The organism is Amazonocrinis nigriterrae CENA67 (assembly GCF_016056305.1).
Classification (GTDB): Bacteria; Cyanobacteriota; Cyanobacteriia; order Cyanobacteriales; family Nostocaceae; genus Amazonocrinis; species Amazonocrinis nigriterrae.
The window spans coordinates 127,389-141,917 of sequence record NZ_JAECZC010000086.1 but is presented as its reverse complement, the minus strand read 5'-3'; the positions used below and the strand labels follow the sequence as shown (position 1 = coordinate 141,917).

Annotated in this window: 16 protein-coding genes; 7 read left to right on the top strand and 9 right to left on the bottom strand. The window is 39.8% G+C overall.

Annotated elements, in window-relative coordinates:
• The first annotated feature begins 4 nt into the window (after nt 1-4).
• The 4 genes from I8748_RS29115 (at nt 5) to I8748_RS29100 (ending at nt 3,595) form a co-directional block, all read left to right on the top strand.
• Complete coding sequence (locus I8748_RS29115; RefSeq protein WP_198127972.1) at nt 5-613, top strand: hypothetical protein; 609 nt, start codon at nt 5-7, stop codon at nt 611-613.
• 163 nt (nt 614-776) lie between these two features.
• Nucleotides 777-1,946, top strand: coding sequence for a zinc-dependent alcohol dehydrogenase (locus I8748_RS29110; protein WP_198127971.1), 1,170 nt, complete (start codon nt 777-779; stop codon nt 1,944-1,946).
• A gap of 123 nt (nt 1,947-2,069) precedes the next feature.
• The gene (locus tag I8748_RS29105) at nt 2,070-2,411 is read left to right on the top strand and encodes a cupin domain-containing protein (protein ID WP_198127970.1); all 342 of its coding nucleotides are present in this window, start codon (nt 2,070-2,072) and stop codon (nt 2,409-2,411) included.
• Nucleotides 2,412-2,686: 275 nt separating this feature from the next.
• Nucleotides 2,687-3,595, top strand: coding sequence for a manganese catalase family protein (locus tag I8748_RS29100; protein WP_198127969.1), 909 nt, complete (start codon nt 2,687-2,689; stop codon nt 3,593-3,595).
• A gap of 155 nt (nt 3,596-3,750) precedes the next feature.
• On the opposite strand, the gene I8748_RS29095 is transcribed toward I8748_RS29100, so the two are convergent.
• Nucleotides 3,751-4,005: a DUF7219 family protein gene (locus I8748_RS29095; RefSeq protein ID WP_198127968.1), complete on the bottom strand. Its 255-nt coding sequence runs from the start codon at nt 4,003-4,005 to the stop codon at nt 3,751-3,753.
• A 945-nt stretch (nt 4,006-4,950) separates the two neighbouring features.
• On the opposite strand from I8748_RS29095, the gene I8748_RS29090 reads away from it, so the two are divergent.
• On the top strand, nt 4,951-5,148 hold the full coding sequence (locus I8748_RS29090) for a DUF2811 domain-containing protein (RefSeq protein WP_096558961.1): 198 nt from the start codon (nt 4,951-4,953) through the stop codon (nt 5,146-5,148).
• A gap of 75 nt (nt 5,149-5,223) precedes the next feature.
• Complete coding sequence (locus tag I8748_RS29085; RefSeq protein WP_198127967.1) at nt 5,224-5,361, top strand: hypothetical protein; 138 nt, start codon at nt 5,224-5,226, stop codon at nt 5,359-5,361.
• Nucleotides 5,362-5,733: 372 nt separating this feature from the next.
• Here the strand turns inward: I8748_RS29085 and I8748_RS29080 are convergent, their stop codons facing one another.
• A complete protein-coding gene (locus I8748_RS29080; protein ID WP_198127966.1) occupies nt 5,734-6,453 on the bottom strand; it encodes a response regulator transcription factor in 720 nt (239 codons plus the stop codon).
• A 678-nt stretch (nt 6,454-7,131) separates the two neighbouring features.
• Here I8748_RS29080 and I8748_RS29075 point away from each other — a divergent pair.
• The gene (locus I8748_RS29075) at nt 7,132-7,758 is read left to right on the top strand and encodes a CPP1-like family protein (RefSeq protein WP_198127965.1); all 627 of its coding nucleotides are present in this window, start codon (nt 7,132-7,134) and stop codon (nt 7,756-7,758) included.
• Nucleotides 7,759-7,954: 196 nt separating this feature from the next.
• Here the strand turns inward: I8748_RS29075 and I8748_RS29070 are convergent, their stop codons facing one another.
• The 7 genes from I8748_RS29070 to I8748_RS29045 form a co-directional block, all read right to left on the bottom strand.
• Nucleotides 7,955-8,647 carry an HAD family hydrolase gene (locus tag I8748_RS29070; RefSeq protein WP_198127964.1) on the bottom strand — a complete coding sequence of 231 codons (693 nt, stop codon included), beginning with the start codon at nt 8,645-8,647 and terminating at the stop codon, nt 7,955-7,957.
• 150 nt (nt 8,648-8,797) lie between these two features.
• A complete protein-coding gene (locus tag I8748_RS29065; RefSeq protein ID WP_198127963.1) occupies nt 8,798-8,983 on the bottom strand; it encodes a DUF6887 family protein in 186 nt (61 codons plus the stop codon).
• 11 nt (nt 8,984-8,994) lie between these two features.
• Nucleotides 8,995-9,156 (bottom strand): DUF6888 family protein, encoded by a 162-nt coding sequence (locus I8748_RS36400; RefSeq protein ID WP_404800375.1) that lies wholly within the window; start codon nt 9,154-9,156, stop codon nt 8,995-8,997.
• A gap of 141 nt (nt 9,157-9,297) precedes the next feature.
• A complete protein-coding gene (gene hppD / locus I8748_RS29060; protein ID WP_198127962.1) occupies nt 9,298-10,356 on the bottom strand; it encodes a 4-hydroxyphenylpyruvate dioxygenase in 1,059 nt (352 codons plus the stop codon).
• A gap of 115 nt (nt 10,357-10,471) precedes the next feature.
• Nucleotides 10,472-11,176 (bottom strand): SDR family oxidoreductase, encoded by a 705-nt coding sequence (locus tag I8748_RS29055; protein WP_198127961.1) that lies wholly within the window; start codon nt 11,174-11,176, stop codon nt 10,472-10,474.
• A gap of 75 nt (nt 11,177-11,251) precedes the next feature.
• Nucleotides 11,252-12,661, bottom strand: coding sequence for an NYN domain-containing protein (locus tag I8748_RS29050; RefSeq protein ID WP_198127960.1), 1,410 nt, complete (start codon nt 12,659-12,661; stop codon nt 11,252-11,254).
• Nucleotides 12,662-12,858: 197 nt separating this feature from the next.
• Entirely contained in the window at nt 12,859-13,644 is a 786-nt protein-coding gene (locus I8748_RS29045; RefSeq protein WP_198127959.1) for a phosphate ABC transporter ATP-binding protein, read from the bottom strand.
• Between the last annotated feature and the right edge of the window lie 885 nt (nt 13,645-14,529).

The following is a 14,529-nucleotide window of genomic DNA, read 5'->3' as shown; positions in this document are numbered from 1 at the left end:
ATTTATGAAGCAGATGATTTCTCGTTTTCGCCAAATTATTGTTGTTTTCTTAGTAGGATTTACTTTCCTGTTAGGGCAAGGTTTCAGCTTCGTTAGCGTAGCACAAGCTGATGTCACAACTCCAGAGGGGATTTATTATAAAGGCACACCAGATGACTGGGGTCAAAATAGAAACCAACCTCAACAAAGACAAAAATTAAATGACAGTCAAGGAAGTAGCTATCAAGGAAGTGATAGTAATGCTTTCAAAGATGCTGCTAATGCTGTACGTGACAAATTAAACTTGGATGAAGAAACTCCTGGAGCTAGAAGAGAGTTTTTTGATTCTGGTAGAAATAAAGCCACCAAAGATTCTACTGTGAGAACTCCAGAGGGAATTTATTATAAAGGCACACCCGATGACCGAGGGGAAGTCAGAAACGATACCCAAATCAGAAATGCTCAGAATAAATTAAAAGGCGCGGTTGATAATGTTCGCGAAAAACTCAACTTAGAAGAAGAAACTCCTAGAGCTACAAGAGAGTTTTTTAATTCTGAAAAAAACATAACCAATGAAAATAAAGAGGGTTATTACCAAAATCCTCCTAGCAGACAATTGAGAGATAGAACCTAGATATTGAGCAAATTATGAGTCTAAATAGTAGAGCGAAATTTGCTGAATAAGCTTTGAATATTTGATGAGACGCGATAATTATCGCGTCTCTCAATTAGGCCAAATCAAGATATTTGTCTTGAGATAAATGAGCCAAGAAACATAGACTAAGGACTAAATAATTATGAAAGCAGTTTGCTGGCATGGAGCAAACGATGTGCGGGTGGAAACAGTTCCAGACCCCAAAATTATTAACCCGCGTGATGCTATTATTAAAATTACTTCTACAGCAATCTGTGGTTCAGATTTGCATATATACAACGGCTATATCCCCACAATGCAAAAGGGTGATATCCTTGGTCATGAATTTATGGGGGAAGTTGTAGAATTAGGGAGTGCAGTCAAAAATGTGAAAGTGGGCGATCGCGTGGTTGTTCCCTTCACTATCTCCTGCGGTAACTGTTTTTTCTGCAACCGCGATTTATGGTCTTTGTGTGACAATTCTAACCCCAATGCTTGGTTAGTAGAATTGCAAATGGGTCATTCACCCGCTGGTCTATTTGGTTACTCTCATTTATTTGGTGGTTACGCTGGTGGTCAAGCAGAGTATGCACGAGTGCCTTTTGCCGATGTAGGCTTACTCAAAATCCCTGATGGTCTAACAGACGAACAAGTACTATTTTTAACTGATATTTTCCCCACAGGTTACATGGCAGCAGAAAACTGCCACATCAAACCTGGTGATATAGTGGCTGTTTGGGGTTGCGGCCCAGTTGGACAATTTGCCATCAAAAGCGCTTATATGCTGGGTGCCGAAAGAGTGATTGCCTTTGACCGTATTCCTGAACGGCTACAGATGGCTAAAGAATATGGAAAAGCCGAAGTTCTCAACTACGAAGAAGTTGATGTTGGGGAAGCACTCAAAGAAATGACTGGCGGACGTGGCCCGGATGCTTGTATTGATGCGGTGGGAATGGAGGCACATGGCACAGATTTGATGGCATTCTATGACCAAGTAAAGCAAGCAGTGCGTCTAGAAACAGACCGTCCCACGGCATTACGGCAAGTAATCGTGTCTTGTAGTAAAGGTGGTCACGTATCGCTAGCAGGGGTTTATGGCGGCTTTCTTGACAAAATACCCATGGGTGCTGCCATGAATAAAGGGCTAACCTTCAAAATGGGACAAACCCACGTCCATAAGTACTTAAAACCTTTACTAGAACACATTCAAAACGGCGAAATCGATCCCTCATTTGTCATCACCCACACCTTACCCCTAGAACAAGCACCCCACGGCTACGAAATTTTTAAACACAAGAAAGATAACTGCATCAAAGTTGTACTCAAACCATAAGGCGATTCACAATCTTAAATCCGTCTTGAAAAGCTTTGATGCCTGCGGCAAGCCGCAAAGCGTCTACGGAGGAAACCTCCGCTCAAACTTTTCGCAAAATCTAAAATCCAAAATGGTGTAACTATGAGTGACACAAGTGTTAAGAAAATAGACTCTACCCATTCTCCCAAAGGTAAACTCGGTCAGAAATATCTTGCATCTGGCAAATCACTTTCTATGCGTCTTTGGGAAAATGAGCAACCAACAGAAGATAAACAACCAACTTCGCGCGACTATGAAACAGTTGGTTATGTAATTAATGGTCGGGCAGAATTACACATTGAAGGGCAAATGATTTTGCTGGAACCTGGAAGTTCATGGGTAGTACCAAAAGGTGTGAACCACACATATAAAATTTTGGAATCATTCACCGCAGTTGAGGCAACCAGTCCTCCGGCACAAGTTCACGGGCGTGATGAAAATTAATAGGTAATTTTTTACTTTCTATCAATATAGGTTTGTAATATTTCGCCAGAGGCTAAACCTCTGGCTTTTGCTTTATTTTACAGATTTAATGACTGTGCCAGGGAATGATATTACCTCAGTCAATATACTTAGTTTTTAAGTATTTTTTATGTAACTATAGAATGATGAACAGAAAAGAATTAATAGGTTTCCTAGAAAACATAAGCAACTCACTCACAACATCAGAAAAGTCTGAATGAGTGCTAATTCAATGTGTCATCAACGAGGAACCTAAAATGTTTTATCACAGAAAGCGGTTACAGTATTTCACGCCTCCCACAAATCCCGATCCTGTTTATGCCAAGAAGCTACAAGAACTCGTAGGAGGTAGCTTAGGGGAAATGACCGTGATGATGCAGTATCTGTTTCAGGGTTGGAACTGTCGAGGCCCTGCTAAATACCGAGATTTGCTGTTGGATACTGGTACTGAAGAAATTGGCCACGTCGAGATGCTAGCTACGATGATCGCCCATCTGCTGGATAAAGCACCAGTCAAATACCAAGAGGATGGTGCAAAAGATCCAGTTGTGGGTGCCGTCATGGGAGGTACTAATCTAAGAGATGTGATTACCGCAGCTATGAATCCACAACATACCATTGTTTCAGGTGGAGGTGCTTTGCCCGCTGACAGTGTTGGCTTCCCGTGGAACGGTCGCTTCATTGTCGCCAGTGGTAACCTATTGGCAGACTTTCGTTCTAATCTCCATGCCGAATCTCAGGGTCTCATGCAGGCTGTACGGTTGTATGAAATGACAGATGATCCAGGGGTGAAAGATACCTTGAGCTTTATGATTGCCCGCGATACGATGCACCAAAACCAGTGGTTAGCAGCGATTGAAGATCTCAAAAGTGAAGGGTTTGAGGAGACTGTTGTTCCCAATGTCGCGTATGAATATGGAAAGAGTGAGTTTGCCTATCAGTTCTGGAATAACTCCGAAGGCAATGATAGCGCCGAAGGTCGTTGGGCAAAAGGCCGTTCAATCGATGGCAAAGGGGAATTTGAGTATGTTGCAAATCCCCAACCCCTAGGCCCAGAACCGAACCCACCGCAGCCTGATCTAAAACTACACGGTACAGCCCAAACTCCACAAACACAAGGCAATGGTGTTGGTGCGCCTTCAGTTAAAGTTGAGCATATTGGCTAAATAGTTGGACGCAATCGTTGTGAAATTAGCACGGGCATCTTGCCTGTGCTATCGCTTTATGTGTACATATTTGTATTGATGGGGAATTGCAGCGATCACTCTTTCAAAATCATATCTTATGACTGTTAGCCCTGATATATTTAAGATGTGGCAAGCTAATTAATATTATTCATGCCTATTTTCAGTTCTTCTTTGCTGTGTTCCAACTTTTTCCAAAGCGTTTGGATCTGCTCGTAAGCTTGTTCAGGAGAGAGTTTTCCACCTGTTTCTAAATTGGCAATGAAACTAACTTTATGAGCAAATTCTTGTAGGTTAGCATTAAACATGAGGTTTTCTAGCTTGATTCCACCGTAGTAACGACTACGAGGACAAATAAAGTTGTTTTTGTCTTTCTGGTCAATCTTTATCATCAGCTTGCCCTACATTCTTAACGTTGTTTTGTCAAATTATCGGGAGTACGCTGGAAATTTATGCAACCTCATCTATAGAAATCCGGTTTGATTTGTGAAAAATTCAAAAATCAAATAGGAGTCCTGTAGTAAGTATTTCCAACTAGGGCAAGTGAAGCTCAGTGTCAAAAAGGGTAAAACTAGTACCAACTTCCAAGAGGAATTTACACAATGACCAAAATCTAGATTTGGGATTTACTTGGAGTCAGCATTTAAATTTACGCAAAACTACCAACTGTAGCTGCAATTAATAAATTAACGCTACATACAATCAGGGTTTCGGCTATTGTTTGCTTAAGTGCTAACTATGATAATTACAACAATTTTAGCGCAAATTTACTGCCATTAAAATTTCATTAGAGAATAATATTTTTGCAATTCTTATCATTGACTACAATTTTCCTCACTGATTCCACAAGGTTTCCACAGAGATTTTACAGGTTTTCCACAGATGTTTTACGAGGTCATCGGCTCTTGCTGTTTTACTGGGGATTTTTGACTTATAGAGGCAAGAGACAGGAAAAACTGAGTTTAAATTAAGAAATGTAACAAAAAATAGTTCAAAATGCTGATGATTGCGTAGAAAAATATTTTTTATACAAGCCTTGTTAACATTTCGCAGCATTGACAAACCCACCCCCTCTTGCCGCACAATGATGCGGCTTGCCTTTTTTTTAGTCTGTTCAACTAGTTAGGGGCTGGGGACTAGGGACTGGGTAATGGGTAATGGGTAATGGGTAATGGGCCAGATGTGATGACTAAGTAGTAGAATCCAATTCCCAATTCCCAATTCCCAATTCCCAATTCCCAATTCCCAATTCCCAACTCAACTGTTGGCACAGATTGTTAGGCAGTCTGACACACTAAATATCTCCCTCTTGATTGACCTCAGAGAAGGAAAATCTCATGAAAGCAACGGTTAGCATCTTTACAGAAATTCCCGAAACACTCGATGAATCCCTGAAAAAGTACTTAGAAACACATCCCGATTGGGATCAAAACCGAGTATTGACAGCAGCATTGTCACTATTTTTACTCCAAAATGGAGATAGCGATCGCCGCGCTGCCCGTGTATATTTGGAAACTTTGTTTCACCACAGCTAAATATAAATATTTTGCACTAATTCGCCAGAAATAGCTAAAATACCAGGCACTTCAAAGTCCTGGTACAGATAAGTAATGCTATTCTGGCTCATACCTGATGAGTGCGGTATACAGTGCCCCATCGATGGATTGTATTTAAAGCAAGCGATCGCCAAGTTGGGGCAATATCACAACAAAAACACAAGTGATATTCTTGCTATTTTGCCATTTTGAAAAATAAAAATACAATGCCTACTCTTAAGCCCAGACAAATCATCAAATTGTGCGTAGATGCACGGCAATGAGGTAGGGAACAGTTCGCAGGAGATTTCCTGATTGCCGATTCTGCGCCATTCCTTAGTCAGGAATGAGCATCCAAGCTAGCCCTTTGCGATTATCGTAGATGCAAACTAGCTTGCAGTAGCATAGGGTAGGGATTCCCCCAGGCATGACCATGTTTTTCATTCAAATCCCTTTAGCCGCAGAAAGTTGGTTTAAAATCAAGGGTTTGAAATGATTTTTTACTCAATTTAACAGTAACTTATTGATTTACGTCAAAAGTCGAGAGTTCATAATTTAAAAACTCTGGACTAGAGACTATGTGATTCAAGAACTGGTTTCCAACTGTTGGGAGTGAGTAGGACATTCAAATTTATATCCCACACCACGTACAGTTTGAATTAATGCTGGTTGGCTAGCATCAACTTCAATTTTCTTGCGAATCTGACCTATATGCACATCTACAACTCGCTGGTCGCCAACATATTCATAATCCCAAACTTCTTGAATCAGCTCTGCTCGTCGCCAGACTCGGCCAGGATGGCTGGCTAGAAAATGCAACAAGTCAAACTCCAGAGCGGTCAGGGGTACTGGTTGGTTATTCAGTGATACCTCCCGTCGTACTGGATCGATCATCAGCTTTTCAAATATTAGGCGTTTTTGTTCAGCAGTAGTCACAACCCGCTGACGCCTCAAAATAGCTGCTACTCTGACTTCTAACTCTCCCAGTCCAAAAGGCTTGGTGAGATAGTCATCAGCACCTTTAGAAAAGCCGCGAATCTTGTCAGCCTCATCCGCACGACTAGTGAGCATGAGAACAAACACACCATTACGACTTTGCATCTCTTGGCAGAGGTTAAACCCAATGACATCTGGTAAATTCACATCTAGAATCACCAAATCTGGGTTAAATTGCTCAAATAACGCTAAGGCTGTTTTACCATCCTCAGCAGCCTCCACCTGATAGTTCTGCTTAATCAAAAAGCGTTGGATTAAATTCCGAACCGCTGGGTCGTCATCAACTACAAGAATCTTGGCAGGGGCCATGACCATCACTTTGCACAAAAATTCGTAAGATTAACAGGAGGATTGCGTAAAAACGCAGTTTCCATTTTGGGGCTTTATTTAAGAATCTACAAGGGCTGGAAATGAATTTCCAGATTATCCAAATAATAGTGTAATCAGGATTCTTTCCAATGAAGGCATCAAGATTTAGTTAGTTATGCATTACTCGAATAGAGTGATTGTAATTACTAACTTGATCGCTAGTTGCGGTATATTCAGAAATTAGCCATAGTAGTTCGGTAATCTAGGAGACGTTCCTATCCCAACATGGAGATTTAAAACTTTTCAATTCTAAATCTATATGTGAATCGACACCACCAGCTACTTTGCGGATAATTCACCAAAAATCGTCAAGGTACGGTAAACTGCCAAATTTGAAACAAAAAACTTGATTTTTTCATGAAAAAGACGCTTTAGGTATGCCTAGTTCAAATTCTAGAGTAAAGCCCTCACTGACCAACGACATGAGGGGATACACGGAGTTATGGCAATATGTTAAAGTGGCTGTAGTTAAAATTTCCAGGTTAATCTAACCCGTGCTACTATCCTGGTAGAGCATAAATATAGATCGACACGTCTAGTTTCGATCTGGGTAAAACCTAAATTTGTTTTACTCTAAGTGATAAACTGCCCGTGACTAAGGCTGAAGTATAAACTCCCATGAGCGATCAAAATCCCTACGACAAACTTGGGGTATCAGAAGATGCTAGCTTCGATGAGATACAGGATGCTCGCAATCGCCTATTGGAGCAGTATAGTGGCGATGGCAAGAGTATAGAGGTAATTGAAGCAGCTTACGATGCGATTTTAATGGATCGCTTACGGATGCGCCAAGAAGGTAAAATAAAAGTGCCAGAGCGTATTCGGTTTCCAGAAGCTAGAGTGCAATCGCCTCAAAAAGAAAGTCCAGTTACTCGTGAGCAGTCACCCGCCTGGCTGCAAAGCATTCTGGATCAGCCAACGCCCACAGATGTACTGCTACCAGGAGCCTGGTACTTGGGTTTGAGTGCTATTAGCGTCTTTTACCAAGCTGCTGGCGATCAAGTTTTACAGTTGGTGTTAGTAGTTGGGGTAGGAATTAGTATCTACTTTCTCAATCGCAAAGAAGGTAGATTTGGCCGAGCAATTTTGTTGACATTATGTGGACTAATAACGGGCTTAATTATCGGGGGAATAGTTGCTAACTGGCTTTTACCGCAAATACAATTTATCAACCTCAGCCCGAATCAATTTTCTACCGTACTGACTTTTATATTGTTGTGGTTGGTTAGTAGCTTTCTACGTTAAATTCCTTGAAGATTGTGGCAAAGTAGCTATGTTTTGTGGATTTCAGATTGCTTGTGAGCAATTGGTATAGTTGTCTAATTGCATAGCTGCTACGTTCAAACAAACCAACTCAAGACAAAAGACAACTCAGCAATATCTTAATTCCTTCTCCCCTTTCTCTGATAGAGAGGGGAGTTTTGATGTAAGTTTTTGATGATTAAAGTGATGCCTTAAACCCTAGGATTAACTCTACAGCGAAGCTCAAATCTTTAACAATCAAGTCGGGTTGGTAAAGTTCCAATTGTGTGCGATCGCGGATACCAGACTCCACAGCCATCACTTTAATATTATGTTTTTTTGCAGCAGTGATATCAGCTTCCGTATCTCCCACCATCCAGGTATTAGGTATATGTGGTAGTTCTTCTAGTGCCCTAGCCATCAATAAAGGCTTATCATCAATGTCACGAGTTTTTACGTAGTCGTTGCTGAGGCAATAACAGCGATTTTCTGGGAAAAATCTCGCTAAATCATATTTTTTGAAAGCATAGTCTAGTTCCCAAACTCGGCGCATTGTCATCACTGCCAAATCAATGCCAGCTTGTTGAATTTTTAACAGTGCCTCCACAGCACCCAAAGCGAGGGTATCATACTCAAAGTATGGTTGTGTATGCACTGTTTTTCGCCGCAACTGAGCAAATTCCTGTGCTTGCGCTTCGTCTAAACCAGAATTTAAAGCAATTTGTTTTTCGGGAATTCGCGATCGCTTGAGTTGCCAAAATTCCGCTTTAGAAAGTTGTTGCACTGGTTGGTCTGGGCGTTTGGTTTTCTCCAGACAAAATTGATACACACGGTAGTAGCGTTCAGAAACATCAATAATCGGGCCGTCGAAGTCAGTAATTAGTCTCAGCATCGGCGGAAAGCAAATGTTAATTTTTATTAAATTATTTTATAAGCTAAAGCACATCTAAAGTGCATAATTATTAGTTAAGGCTGTTGACCGATGACCGTTATCATTCATCAGTCAACACAATACTGGTTTTCCACTAATTTGAATTTACTTTCAATTAGCTTGGTTAATACGTCTTTTTAACTCGGTTTCAAATTCTTCATCAGTGCGAGTGATAATTTTTGGTCGCTGGTCTAACCTGTCCATTAAAATATGGAATGCCTCGGTGTCTTGTGGGTGATATCTGACCCAATCTCTTAATTCATCATCTGACATGGCTTGATAATCAGGTTTAGTCATGGAAACGTCACCTAACCATTTGGATATATCTCTATTTGTATTGTGTCGCCAATTAAAACGTATATCCGCTTTGTTCTTTCGTCCAGTCGTACAACATTGATAGGTTGAAGCATATTACTGGCTCTGACGCATGTACTGTAAAATGCTCTCAACTGTTCTGTAGTTGGTTCCATCTCGCTCTCTTTGGTTATTTTCGTAAGAGAATAACCTAGATACTGGCAGCATAGGTCTTTTAGCAAAAAATTTTCTATTTTCGCAAATTTGTTAGAATTTGCGAAACTTTAACATTGACTGAAATCGAATAAATACCTACTCTATTTCAAAGTACCGCGTTTGATTTGTTCGCTTTCAATAGCTTCAAATAAAGCGCGAAAGTTACCTTCGCCAAAACCTTGAGCTTGGGAACGGCGTTCGATAAATTCAAAGAAAAAAGTTGGCTGTTCAAAAATAGGGTGAGTAAAGATTTGCAATAGCACTGCATTTTGGGCATCTTCTTTCCAGTCCACAAGAATTTCTTGTTGGGCGATCGCTTCCAATTCCTGAGATGATAATGGCAGTCCTGGCCGCTTTTTTAGCTGGGTATAATAGCTTTCGGGGACTGAAAGTAAAGATAAACCACACGCCCGAAATTGAGCGATCGCATTTTTGAGATTAGATGTCCGTAAAGCAATGTGTTGAATTCCTGGGCCTCGGTTGATATCTAAAAATTCTTGAATTTGGGAATTACTAGAAGCAGGTTCATTAATTGGTAATTGTACCCTGCCGTTGCGCGAAATCATCACTTGGCTATGCAAAGCAGAGCGATCAGTTTGAATTTTAAAAGTTTGCTGAGGCTGAAAACCTAGAATATTTTTATACCAATCGACAGCAAGCTCCAATTCACCGATTGCCACGTTCAGTACTATGTGATCTATGGTTGTAAAATTGTTGTCAGTTGTTAATTGCCATTGACAACTGACAACTGACAACTGACAACTGACAAATGACTTTTCTATCAACGTATGAGTCAATCCGCCCCAAGCAGCAATTTTGCCACATTTGAGGGAGACTTGACCAAACTGCTGTTCAGTGATGGGTTGTAAGATTGTAGCACCGTGTGCTTGGGCTTGGGCGATCGCTGCTTCCACATCTTCTACTGCAAAAGCGACATCTGCCACGCCAGGTGGATGTTGACGCAGAAACTCAGCAACTGGACTTGTGGGTAAAAGCGGCGAAGACAGTAAAAAGTAGACTACACCGTTTTGCACAGCTTCTGTGCAAGTGTGAAACGAACTCATACCACTGGCTACTGCTTTAAACCCAAGATAGTGTACAAACCAATCCCGCCACAGTTTGGCATCTTCTACATAGAAGTGAACGTGAGCAATTTCCATAAATCCTGAAAATCAAGCACAAAAGCTTTTATATTTGTAAATTTTGCCTCTTTTGCTAGATTATCAAGTCCTTCCTAAGCAAGAATTATACCGATAGACTCAAACCTTCTCGAAACTAGAAAAATAGATGACTATCAGGCTGAATGTTAATTTCCATTGGTACAGCTTGGGGTTCAGCAGACAAAGCGTAGAAAATGGCATTGGCAGCAGTTTCGGGACTGAGCATTTTTTTTCTATCTACCTTCAAACTGACATTATCCCAGAAAGGAGAATCTATGCCACCAAAATAAAATAAGGTGAATTTGATACCAAAGCGCTTAAGTTCTTCTGCCATGCACTTGCTGAAACCAACTACACCAAACTTAGAAGCTGAGTAAGCTGCTGCCATTGCCATTGAATGCTTGCCCAAAATTCCCACAACGTTGCAGATGTGACCAGATTTGCGCTTTTGCATTTCTTCAGCCGCGGCTTGAGTGGTGTAGAAGCTGCCTTTGAGGTTGACATCTAACATCTTGTCCAAATCAGCGGGTTCCACGCTATTGTAAGGCTTGAGGATGCCAGCACCAGCCGCATTTACCAAGATATCGATTTGACCAAATTCTGCGATCGCTTTTTCGATTAAAGTGTCTACCTGTTGGCTGTCAGTAATATCTGTGGGAACAGTCAAAACTTTAAGCGGTAGTTCCCCTGCTAGGGTTGCCAAACGAGTCGAGTCTCTCGCCGCCAGTACCAAACTCGCCCCTGTAGATGCAAGTTTGCGAGTTAAGGCTGAACCAATGCCACCAGTAGCACCAACAACAACAACGACTTTATCCTGCATTGTTTTTCTTTACATTTCTTTACAGAGTATATTAATAATATACTCGTACAAGTAAAGTAAAAGACAAGTTGCGGTTTAGATTGTAGCGACTTCCCATCCTTTCGCTACTTCCTTCAGTTTCAAAGAACTACATGACTGCAAAAATTTTAGAAAAGTACCATTTATCTGCAAAGATTTCATTTGCTCAGTAATTGGTTTGCCATACTGCTGATTAAAGATGCTGCCTAAATTGCTAATATTAATGTAGCTTCCAGGAGATTGTTGAGTTAGCTGATTAAGAATATTGTTGAGTACTTGTTCTAAATCGGCTTTGGAATTAATAGTAGATAAAAACTGTGATTTTGCACTGCTGAGTAGAGCATCATCTTTACTAGCTGCTGGCTGAGATTCATTAATTTCAAATATTGTGACATATAATTCCGAGGCTGCATCAACTTGGTGAACAACCAAATCACCAGGAAAATTCATCAAAATATCTCTAGCGTTTTTACCAGGAAGATGCTTAGCAACAACTTGAGTAATAGTTAAATTATATTTATTTTTAAATGCTTCCGAAATAGTGGCTAGTTTAATCCAACAGCTTTTATGTTGCTTTTGTTCTGCTTTGATTAACTCTTTGATTTGCTGAATAAACTGCTCAACTGTGGGAATTTCAGGTGCTGGAGCGGGAAAATGTGTAATATTACCTGTATAACTATTGAATATGGTAATACCTTGTTCTTGCTTAGTTACTCTATATACTATTAATCCATTTTGCTGAAGATGATTGCAAAGGTTAGTCATCACTTTATCTGACGAACAGACTAAAACTTCTTGAGCATTGGGATAGCGATCGTGAATTGACGAGCCAAATACAATCATTTTACCGTCAGCATTATCCCTACCAACAGGGACATGAATCAAGTCATAGCCACGTCCATGCAACTCTACATCTAACCTACCCATACTGCACCAATTGGCAAAGGCAATCTTGACTTGAAGAGGAAAATTACAAACTCTTGTTAAAAACTTTTCTGTATCGCTGTTGATTTGTAAATTTTCGGCATCTAAAAGTAAAACTGCTATACCTTTATTTTCAATAGATAGTGAATTGATTATAAGTCCAACTGTTTCAGGTGACTTAATCTTTGTGAGATTAGCACACCCATTTAAATCTGTTTTGATATAATTTAATTGGTAAATTTTTTCTATTAATTCTTTTAAAATTGGTGAATTGATAGATTCAGGAATTAGCAAAGCTTTTAGATAACCTTGTAATCTTTGAGGTAGTGCATCCCAGTCTTGAGCTTGACTAAGAATTTCGGTAAATTTCGCAGTTATAGCTGATTGATTAGCAGAACTCAGCCACTCAACATTCCTATACTTTTCCAATAGTAATTCTGGCTGATGTTCTTGAATATTAATAATTGCTTGGCATAAATAGGAGCTAATTTGTTTTAATTGTGCGGTATCATAAACAGTCAGCAACCGCTCGTCTTTTGGCATAACTTACACATTGAAGTAGGGCAACCCGGTTCTTAGCATCATTAAAGATGTTAATTTAACTATGTTATATCAGGGTAAGAAAGTATCTGAGAACCGTGAAACTGCCTACCTATCAAAAGCAGGAAAAGATTAAGAAGATGAGGGAAAGTGATTTTTAGTAGGAAATGCCAATTTTGCTCTTACACTCATCAAATATTTTAACTACGACGAGCTAAAACATAGTCGCGGGTGCGGGAATCAAGAGGGTTGGTAAATATTTTCTTTGTAACACCAAATTCAACCATTTGACCAACACGATTTTCATTGCTGTAAAAGAAAGCCGTGAAATCAGATACACGAGTAACTTGCTGTAAATTGTGGCTGATAATCACCATTGTCAATTCAGAACGCAAACGTAAACTTTGAATCAAAGTTTCAACTTTCATGCTAGCAATGGCATCAAGACCAAAACAAGGCTCATCCATGAGTAGAACTTTTGGTTTGACTGCTAATGCACGGGCAATACAGAGTCGTTGTTGTTGTCCACCAGAAAGTTCTAAAGCCGATTTATGTAATTTATTTTTCACCTCATCCCAGAGGTCAGCATCTTTAATTGCAAATTCTACAATTTCGTCTAATTCTACTTTCGGACGCCATCCTACTATTTTCACTCCATAGGCAACATTATCATAAATGCTCATGGGAAAAAGATTTGGCTTGGAGAGAATCATACTAACTTGGCGGCGTAGGCGATTTAAGTTGATTCGACGCTCATAAATATTTTGATTAAAAAATTCTACTTTACCTTCAATTTTGACTTCTCCTTCTAATTCAATCATGCGATTTAAGCATTTGAGAAAAGTGGATTTTCCACAACCACTAGGGCCAATAATTGCTGTGACTTTGCTTTGGTAAATATCCATTGATACTCCTTCGAGTACCTTTTGGGTATTGTAATAAAAGTTGAGATTTTTGACTCTGATGGCTGGAATTAGTTTATTCATGCTAAGAGGTTGTTTAAAAAGTTTTTAGAGGTGACTTTAAGCACTTGCCGATCCCCCCTAGCCCCCCTTTTTAAGGGGGGGGAATAACTGCTCAAAGTCCCCCTTTTTAAGGGGGATTTAGGGGGATCTAAAATATTTGGCTACTAATAATAGGACTTTTAAAACATCCTCTAAAAAACGTGTGCAATAAATATTGACTCAACAAAATATTCGTGAAGCCAATACGGACTGATCATAGGTGTGTAAAGTGCAGGCTAGCATTCATTAGTTGCTAAACAGTTGTATTGATTAGTAGATTTTTGCATCAATATTAGTATTATCGGATGTTTGTGCTGAAAGCAATTGTTTCTCTTAAAAGTTAGAGAAATATGCTAAAGTAATTTCATCAATTTCAAATCAAGCAATTAACAATACATCTATTTGTTGGCATCATCTAACGAGTTCAAATGTAAATAATATATTCACTAGGCTGAAATTGTCATTTGATTATCCCATTACTTTAAACTGCTGACATGCTTGTAATAATTTTATACGTTTCACTGTTAGAATGCCGTAAAATTGCATAAAAAATTAAGTAATATCAAACTGAAAAAAATACTCAATACGTAGTTGGAACATTACTAACAGTAATTTTGAAATATAGCAAAGTGCTGAGTGCTGAGTGCTGAGTGCTGAGTAGAAAGCAAGTTATTTCAAGGCTAGTAGCAATCAACATTGTCCTCAACTATGCTTCGACTGCTATATATTGAGTATGTGCTTGTGCGATCGCTCCCTCCTTGGGTTCTACAGTGTACACACAAGTCGAAAAAACCATTACCACAAAAGATTTGAGTCTGGTAGAGGAGCCACTGCGTTGGTGTTAGCGCAGCGTCGCTAACGCTGCGC

What these genes read in the sequence shown, in the direction of transcription:
- I8748_RS29115 (WP_198127972.1), top strand. Translation starts at nt 5, where the DNA reads ATGAAGCAGATGATTTCTCGTTTTCGCCAAATTATTGTTGTTTTCTTA.
- I8748_RS29070 (WP_198127964.1), bottom strand. Translation starts at nt 8,647, where the DNA reads ATGCTGAGACTAATTACTGACTTCGACGGCCCGATTATTGATGTTTCT.
- I8748_RS29065 (WP_198127963.1), bottom strand. Translation starts at nt 8,983, where the DNA reads ATGACTAAACCTGATTATCAAGCCATGTCAGATGATGAATTAAGAGAT.
- I8748_RS29080 (WP_198127966.1), bottom strand. Translation starts at nt 6,453, where the DNA reads ATGGCCCCTGCCAAGATTCTTGTAGTTGATGACGACCCAGCGGTTCGG.
- I8748_RS29075 (WP_198127965.1), top strand. Translation starts at nt 7,132, where the DNA reads ATGAGCGATCAAAATCCCTACGACAAACTTGGGGTATCAGAAGATGCT.
- I8748_RS29100 (WP_198127969.1), top strand. Translation starts at nt 2,687, where the DNA reads ATGTTTTATCACAGAAAGCGGTTACAGTATTTCACGCCTCCCACAAAT.
- I8748_RS29110 (WP_198127971.1), top strand. Translation starts at nt 777, where the DNA reads ATGAAAGCAGTTTGCTGGCATGGAGCAAACGATGTGCGGGTGGAAACA.
- I8748_RS29045 (WP_198127959.1), bottom strand. Translation starts at nt 13,644, where the DNA reads ATGAATAAACTAATTCCAGCCATCAGAGTCAAAAATCTCAACTTTTAT.
- I8748_RS29105 (WP_198127970.1), top strand. Translation starts at nt 2,070, where the DNA reads ATGAGTGACACAAGTGTTAAGAAAATAGACTCTACCCATTCTCCCAAA.
- I8748_RS29090 (WP_096558961.1), top strand. Translation starts at nt 4,951, where the DNA reads ATGAAAGCAACGGTTAGCATCTTTACAGAAATTCCCGAAACACTCGAT.
- hppD (WP_198127962.1), bottom strand. Translation starts at nt 10,356, where the DNA reads ATGGAAATTGCTCACGTTCACTTCTATGTAGAAGATGCCAAACTGTGG.
- I8748_RS29085 (WP_198127967.1), top strand. Translation starts at nt 5,224, where the DNA reads ATGCTATTCTGGCTCATACCTGATGAGTGCGGTATACAGTGCCCCATC.
- I8748_RS29055 (WP_198127961.1), bottom strand. Translation starts at nt 11,176, where the DNA reads ATGCAGGATAAAGTCGTTGTTGTTGTTGGTGCTACTGGTGGCATTGGT.
- I8748_RS29050 (WP_198127960.1), bottom strand. Translation starts at nt 12,661, where the DNA reads ATGCCAAAAGACGAGCGGTTGCTGACTGTTTATGATACCGCACAATTA.
- I8748_RS36400 (WP_404800375.1), bottom strand. Translation starts at nt 9,156, where the DNA reads ATGGAACCAACTACAGAACAGTTGAGAGCATTTTACAGTACATGCGTC.
- I8748_RS29095 (WP_198127968.1), bottom strand. Translation starts at nt 4,005, where the DNA reads ATGATAAAGATTGACCAGAAAGACAAAAACAACTTTATTTGTCCTCGT.